Below are 6,608 nucleotides of genomic sequence, written 5' to 3' on the forward strand. Positions count from 1 at the left end.
CTGTGCGGCTGGAGCGGGCACGAGCGGATCCTGGTGGACCTGGAAGGCCACGGCCGGGAAGACCTGGGCGGGGTGGACCTGTCGCGCACGGTGGGCTGGTTCACGAGCGTCCACCCGGTGGCGCTGGCCGCGGGCGGGGAGCCCGGCGTGGCGCTGAAGCGGGTGAAGGAGATGCTGCGGGCGGTGCCGCGCCGCGGCCTCGGATTCGGATTGCTGAAACCCGCTGGCGTGCCGCGCCCGCAGGTGATCTTCAATTACCTCGGGCAGTTCGACACGACAGGGTCATGGCAACTGGACGGCGGCGCGTCGGGCGCGGAGCGCGACCCCGCGTCGGTGCGCGGGCATGAGCTCACCATCGATGCACTGGTGCAAGGTGGCGTGCTGCAGTGGCGCGTGGGTTTCAGCGCGTCGCGCCACGACGCGCGCACCGTGCAGGCCCTGGCCCGCCGGTGCCTCGACGAACTCGAGGCGCTGGTCGCCCACTGCACGGGCGGTGCCCAGGGGGCTACGCCGTCGGACTTCCCGCTCGCCGGGCTCACGCAGGCCGAGCTGGATGCGATGTCCACCGGCCACATCGAGGACGTGTACCCGTTGTCGCCCATGCAGGAGGGGCTGGTGTTCCACAGCCTGGCCGACCCGCGGGGCACGGCGTACGTGAACCAGCTGCGGCTGGACATCCACGGCCTGGACCCGGCGCGGTTCGTGGCCGCGTGGCAGGCCATGGTGGCGCGGCACGCGATGTTGCGCACCGGCTTCCTGCACGAGCGCGCACCGGCGCTGCAGGTGGTGGACCGGCATGCGGTGCTGCCGGTGGTGCAGCACGATTGGCAGTCACGCGACGACCAGGCGGCCGCGCTCGATGCGCTGGCCGCCGCGGCGCGGTCGAGCGGTTTCGACCTGCGGCGCCCACCGCTGATGCGCTTGGCGCTGGTGCACACCGCACCGTCGCGGCACCACCTGGTGTGGACGTTCCACCACGTGCTGCTCGACGGGTGGAGCACGTCGCAACTGCTCCAGGAGGTGCTGTCCGTGTACGCCGGTTCGGCGTTGCCGCCGGTGACCGGCCGGTTCAGCGACCACATCGCGTGGCTGCAGCACCGCGACCACGCGGCGGCCGAACGCCACTGGCGCGGTGTGCTGGCCGGCCTGGATGAACCCACGAAACTCGCCCGCGGGCACGCGGCTGATCGTGCGGGCCACGGTGAACACCGCCTGGTGTTTTCCCCCGCCGACACGGCGGCCCTCGTGGCGGCCGCGCAGCGCGAACGGGTCACGGTGAACACGCTGGTGCAGGCGGCCTGGGCGCTGCTGCTCGCGCGCCACACGGGGCAGGACACCGTGGCGTTCGGTGCCACGGTGGCGGGCCGACCGGTGGATCTGGCGGGTGCGGAGCAACTGCTCGGCCTCTTCATCAACACGCTGCCCGCGGTGGTGACGGTGCGTGCGGGCCAACCCATGGGCGACTGGCTGCGCGCCTTGCAGGATGAAGCCCTGGCACTGCGCGAACACGGCCACGTGCCGCTCTACACGCTGCAACGCTGGGCGGGCGCGGGCACGGAGGGCTTGTTCGACAGCCTGCTCGTGTATGAAAACTACCCGGTGGCCCACGCATTGAAGGCGGCCGGCGAGGCCGGCCTGCGGTTTGGCGAAGCCGGCGTGCGTGAACAGACCCACTACGCGATGACGGTGCTCGTTCACCCGGGTGAATCGCTGGCGGCGACGTGGCAGTTTGCCCGCGCCGCGTTCGGCGAGGACGAGGTGGTGGCGTTCGCGGACCAGTTCCGGACGCTGCTGCTGCAACTGACCCGGCGCGCCGGCGACCCGGTGGGCGACCTGCAGTTGCTGCCGGCCGCGGCGCACGGCGAGATGATGGCCCGAGGGGTGGACGCGACCCGCTTCGACACGGAGCCGGTGGCGCGGTTGTTCGAACGCCAGGCCGCGCTGCGGCCGGACGCCACCGCCGTGGTGTGCAACGGCGCGGCGCTCACCTACCGCGAACTGAACCGCCGCGCGAACCAGGTGGCCCATCGGCTGATCCGCAACGGGGTGGGGCGCGAGACCCGCGTGGGCATCGCGGCGGACCGTTCGGTCGAGATGGTGGTGGGCCTGCTCGGTGTGCTGAAGGCGGGGGGCGCGTATGTGCCGCTCGACCCGGACTACCCGGCCGACCGCCTCGCCTACATGCTCGCGCACAGCGGCGTGGGCACCGTGCTGGTGACCGGCGGCGAGGCTGCGCGCGGGCGCGTGCCCCCGGGTGTCACCGTGCTCGAGCTGGATGGCCCCGACCTGGCCCAGGCGCCGGCACATGATCCCGATGTCGCGGTGGATGCCGACCAGATCGCCTACGTGATCTACACGTCGGGCTCCACCGGCCGGCCGAAGGGCGTGATGGTGCGGCACGGCGCGCTCGCCCACTTCCTGCTCGCAATGCGCGAGGCGCCGGGGCTGGGCGCGGACGACGTGCTGGTGGCCGTGACGTCCCTGTCCTTCGACATCGCGGCGCTCGAGCTCTACCTGCCGCTCATCACCGGCGCGTGCGTGGTGGTGGCCGATCGCCCCACCACGCGCGACGGCGCGGCGCTGGCACGGCTGATGACAGCGGCGCGGGCCACCGTGTTTCAGTCCACCCCGTCGGGCTGGCGGCTGTTGCGGGCGGGCGGTTGGCCGCTGGCGCCGCTGGGCCGCTTCAAGGGCCTGTGCGGCGGCGAGGCCTTGCCGGACGACCTCGCGCGGGACCTGGCGGACCTCGGGGTCGACCTGTGGAATCTGTACGGCCCCACCGAAACCACCATCTGGTCTGCGGCCGGTCGCGTGGCAGCGGGGGGTGTGGACCTGGGGCAGCCAATCGCCTCGACGGCCTTGCGCGTGCTCGATGCCGAACTGAACCTGTTGCCGGCCGGTGTGGCCGGGGAGCTGTTCATCGGCGGCGTCGGCCTGGCCCGGGGGTACCTCGGGGCGGCGGGCCTCACGGCGGAACGGTTCGTGGCCGACCCGCACGGCGGCGCGGCCGGCCGGCTGTACCGCACCGGTGACCTCGTGCGCCGTGATGGTGACGGCCGGCTGGTGTACCTGGGCCGGGTGGACCACCAGGTGAAGGTGCGCGGGTTCCGCATCGAGCTGGGCGAGGTCGAATCCCATCTGCTCGCCGAGCCCGGCGTGCGCGAGGCCGTGGTGGTGGCGAACGATGGGCGATTGGTCGCCTACGTGGCGGGTGTTTCGCTCGACGTGGCGCACCTCGCCGCGCGGTTGGCCGAGCGGCTGCCGCTGCACATGCTGCCGGGCGCGTGGGTGGTGCTCGATCGCCTGCCGCAGACGCCGAACGGCAAGGTCGATCGCCGTGCGTTGCCCGAGCCTGAGGCACGGCGTGCCGAGTTCGAGGCGCCGCAGGACGACGTCGAGGTGCATGTCGCGGCCATCTGGTCGGCCGTGCTGGGGGTGGACCGGGTGGGCCGCCACGACAGCTTCTTCGAGCTGGGCGGGCATTCGATCCTGGTGATGCAGATGCTGGCGCGGGTGGTGGCCGAGCTGCGCGCCGAGGTGCCGATCCGCGATGTGTTTGAGCAGCCCACGCTGGCCGGGGTGGCGTCGCGGGTGCGGGCAGTGATGGGAAGGGGGCAGGCGCTGGCGTCGCTGGATGCCTTCGTGGACAGCCTGGAGGGGGCGTGATGGACAGCGAGAGCACACGACGTTTTGCGGAGCGGTTCGCCCGCCTGGGGGCCGCGCAGCGCCAGGCGGTGTACCGGAAGATGCAGGACGAGGGCCTGTCCCCGGCGCACTTCCCGGTCCCCGTGCGGCCGGGCGAGGCCGGGTCTCCGGCGTCGTTCGCCCAGGGCCGCCAGTGGTTCCTGTGGCACCTCGACCGCGACAGCACGGCGTACCACATCACCGGCGCCCTGCACCTCAGCGGCGCCCTGGACCTCGGCGTGCTGCAGCGGGCCTTCGCGGCGCTCGTGGCGCGCCATGCGGCGCTGCGCACCGTGTTCCGCAGCGAGGCGGGCGTGATCGAGCAGGTGGTGTTGCCATCGATGCCGGTGGAGGTCGCGGTGTGCGAGGGCGACCCGGGGCCGCACGCGAAGTCCCTGGTGCAAGCGCCGTTCGACCTGACGGCGGGGCCGCTGCTGCGGGTGAAGGTGATCCGTGTGGGAGAGCGCGAGCACGTGCTGGTGCTGGTGATGCACCACATCGTGTCGGACGGGTGGTCGATGGGGGTGATCGTCGAGGAGTTTGTGTCGCTGTACCGGGCCGGTGTGTCGGGTGATGAGGCGGCGCTGGCGGCGTTGCCGATCGGTTACGCGGACTACGCGGTGTGGCAGCGCAACTGGCTGGAGGCGGGGGAACGCGAGCGGCAGCTGGCGTACTGGACGGCGCAACTGGGCACGAGCCACCCGGTGCTGCAGCTGCCGGTGGACCGGCCGAGGCAGGCGCAGGGTCGGTACACGGCGGCGGTGCACCGCACGACGCTGGCGGYGGAKGTGGTGCGGCGGCTGCGCAGCCGAGCACAGGCGCGCGGGGGCACGCTGTTCATGGTGCTGCTGGCGGGNCGTGGTGCGTCCGAACGAGGGCCGCTGCTGCGGGTGAAGGTGATCCGTGTGGGAGAGCGCGAGCACGTGCTGGTGCTGGTGATGCACCACATCGTGTCGGACGGGTGGTCGATGGGGGTGATCGTCGAGGAGTTTGTGTCGCTGTACCGGGCCGGTGTGTCGGGTGGCGAGGCGAGGCTGGCAGCGTTGCCGATCGGTTACGCGGACTACGCGGTGTGGCAGCGCAACTGGCTGGAGGCGGGGGAACGCGAGCGGCAGCTGGCGTACTGGACGGCGCARCTGGGCACGAGCCACCCGGTGCTGCAGCTGCCGGTGGACCGGCCGAGGCAGGCGCAGGGTCGGTACACGGCGGCGGTGCACCGCACGACGCTGGCGGYGGAKGTGGTGCGGCGGCTGCGCAGCCGAGCACAGGCGCGCGGGGGCACGCTGTTCATGGTGCTGCTGGCGGGRTGGCAGGCAGCGCTGTGGCGGTGGACGGGCCAGGCGGACATCCGGGTGGGGGTGCCCATCGCGAACCGGGGCCGGGCGGAGACCGAAGGGGTGGTGGGGTTCTTCGTGAACACGCAGGTGCTGCGGGCCGTGTTCGGCGAGCGGATGACGCTCGGGGCCCTGCTGGGCCAGGTGAAGGAGGCGGTGCTGGGCGCGCAAGGACACGCCGAACTGCCGTTCGAGCAATTGGTGGAAGCGTTGCAGCCCGAGCGCAGYCTGGGCCAGAGCCCGCTGTTCCAGGTGGTGCACAACCACCAGCAGCAGGCRGCGACGCTGTCGCAGCTGCCGGGGCTGGCGGTGCAGGGGTACGAGCTGGGAGARCAAGGCGCGCAGTTCGAGATGACGCTGGACACGGCSGARGACGTGTCGGGCGAGGTGATGGTGAAGCTGACGTACGCGCGCGAGTTGTTCGACGCGCAGACGGTGGCCCGGCTGGCGGGGCACCTGGAGGTGCTGCTGCAGGCGCTGGCGGCAGACCCGGACGTGGCGGTGTCGGACGTGGCSCTGCACGAGGCGGTGGCGCCGGTGCCGGTGGCGGGCCCGACCGAGGCGATCCACCGGTTGATCGAGCAGCAGGTGCGCGAGCGGCCGCAGGCGATCGCGGTGGTGCACGAAGACCGCTCGCTGAGCTACGAGGCGCTGAACCGGTGGGCGAACCGGGTGGCGCACSGGCTGATCGCGCAGGGGGTGGGCGCGGAGACGAAGGTGGGCCTGGCGGTGGAGCGCTCGCTGGAGCTGGTGGTGGGGGTGCTGGCGATCCTGAAGGCCGGGGGCGCRTACGTGCCGCTGGACCCGGCGTACCCGGCCGAGCGGATCGCCGCGATGCGCGAGGACAGCGGGGTGGTGCTGACGCTGGGCGCCGAAGACATCGCGCAGGCMGAAGGSCCCGAGGACAACCCGCAGGTGGCCGTGCACGGGGAGAACCTGGCGTACGTGATCTACACGTCGGGCTCGACGGGGCGGCCCAAGGGSGCGCAGCTGAGCCACCGCAACGTGGYGCGGCTGCTGCAGCAGACGCAGGGGTGGTTCGGCTTCGGRSCKGACGACGTGTGGACGCTGTTCCACTCGTACGCGTTCGACTTCTCGGTGTGGGAGCTGTTCGGCGCGCTGTGCCACGGCGGCAAGCTGGTGGTGGTGCCGTACTGGGTGAGCCGCTCGCCGCAGGCGTTCGCGCAGCTGCTGCAGGCGCAGCAGGTGACGGTGCTGAACCAGACGCCGTCGGCGTTCCGGCAGCTGATCCACGCSGGAGAACACGCAAGAGCGCAGSCGGGRTCGCTGCGCTACGTGATCTTCGGCGGCGAGGCGCTGGAGCCGCAGAGCCTGCGGCCGTGGATGGACCGGCACGGGGACGCGGCGCCGCAACTGGTGAACATGTACGGGATCACGGAGACGACGGTGCACGTGACGTGGCGGCCGATCGTGCGAGCGGACCTGGAGGAAGCGCGCAGCCCGGTGGGCGTGGGGATCGCGGACCTGGGGTTGCGGGTGCTCGACGGGTCGCTGAACCCGCAGCCGGTGGGGGTGGCCGGCGAGCTGTACGTGGCCGGAGGCGGGTTGGCGCGGGGGTACCTGAACCGC

At 72.4% G+C, this 6,608-nt stretch carries 3 protein-coding genes; all 3 read left to right on the plus strand.

The window, feature by feature from the left end:
• A partial coding sequence (locus ASC87_RS26045) for a non-ribosomal peptide synthetase (protein ID WP_157604374.1) occupies positions 1-3,666 on the plus strand: 3,666 nt, incomplete at its 5' end.
• A gap of 80 nt (positions 3,667-3,746) precedes the next feature.
• The coding region (locus ASC87_RS33405; protein WP_235582300.1) for a condensation domain-containing protein at positions 3,747-4,540 on the plus strand (794 nt) is incomplete at its 3' end.
• A gap of 25 nt (positions 4,541-4,565) precedes the next feature.
• The coding region (locus ASC87_RS26050) for an AMP-binding protein (protein ID WP_255359241.1) at positions 4,566-6,608 on the plus strand (2,043 nt) is incomplete at its 3' end.

Source organism: Rhizobacter sp. Root1221 (genome assembly GCF_001425785.1).
GTDB lineage: Bacteria > Pseudomonadota > Gammaproteobacteria > Burkholderiales > Burkholderiaceae_C > Rhizobacter.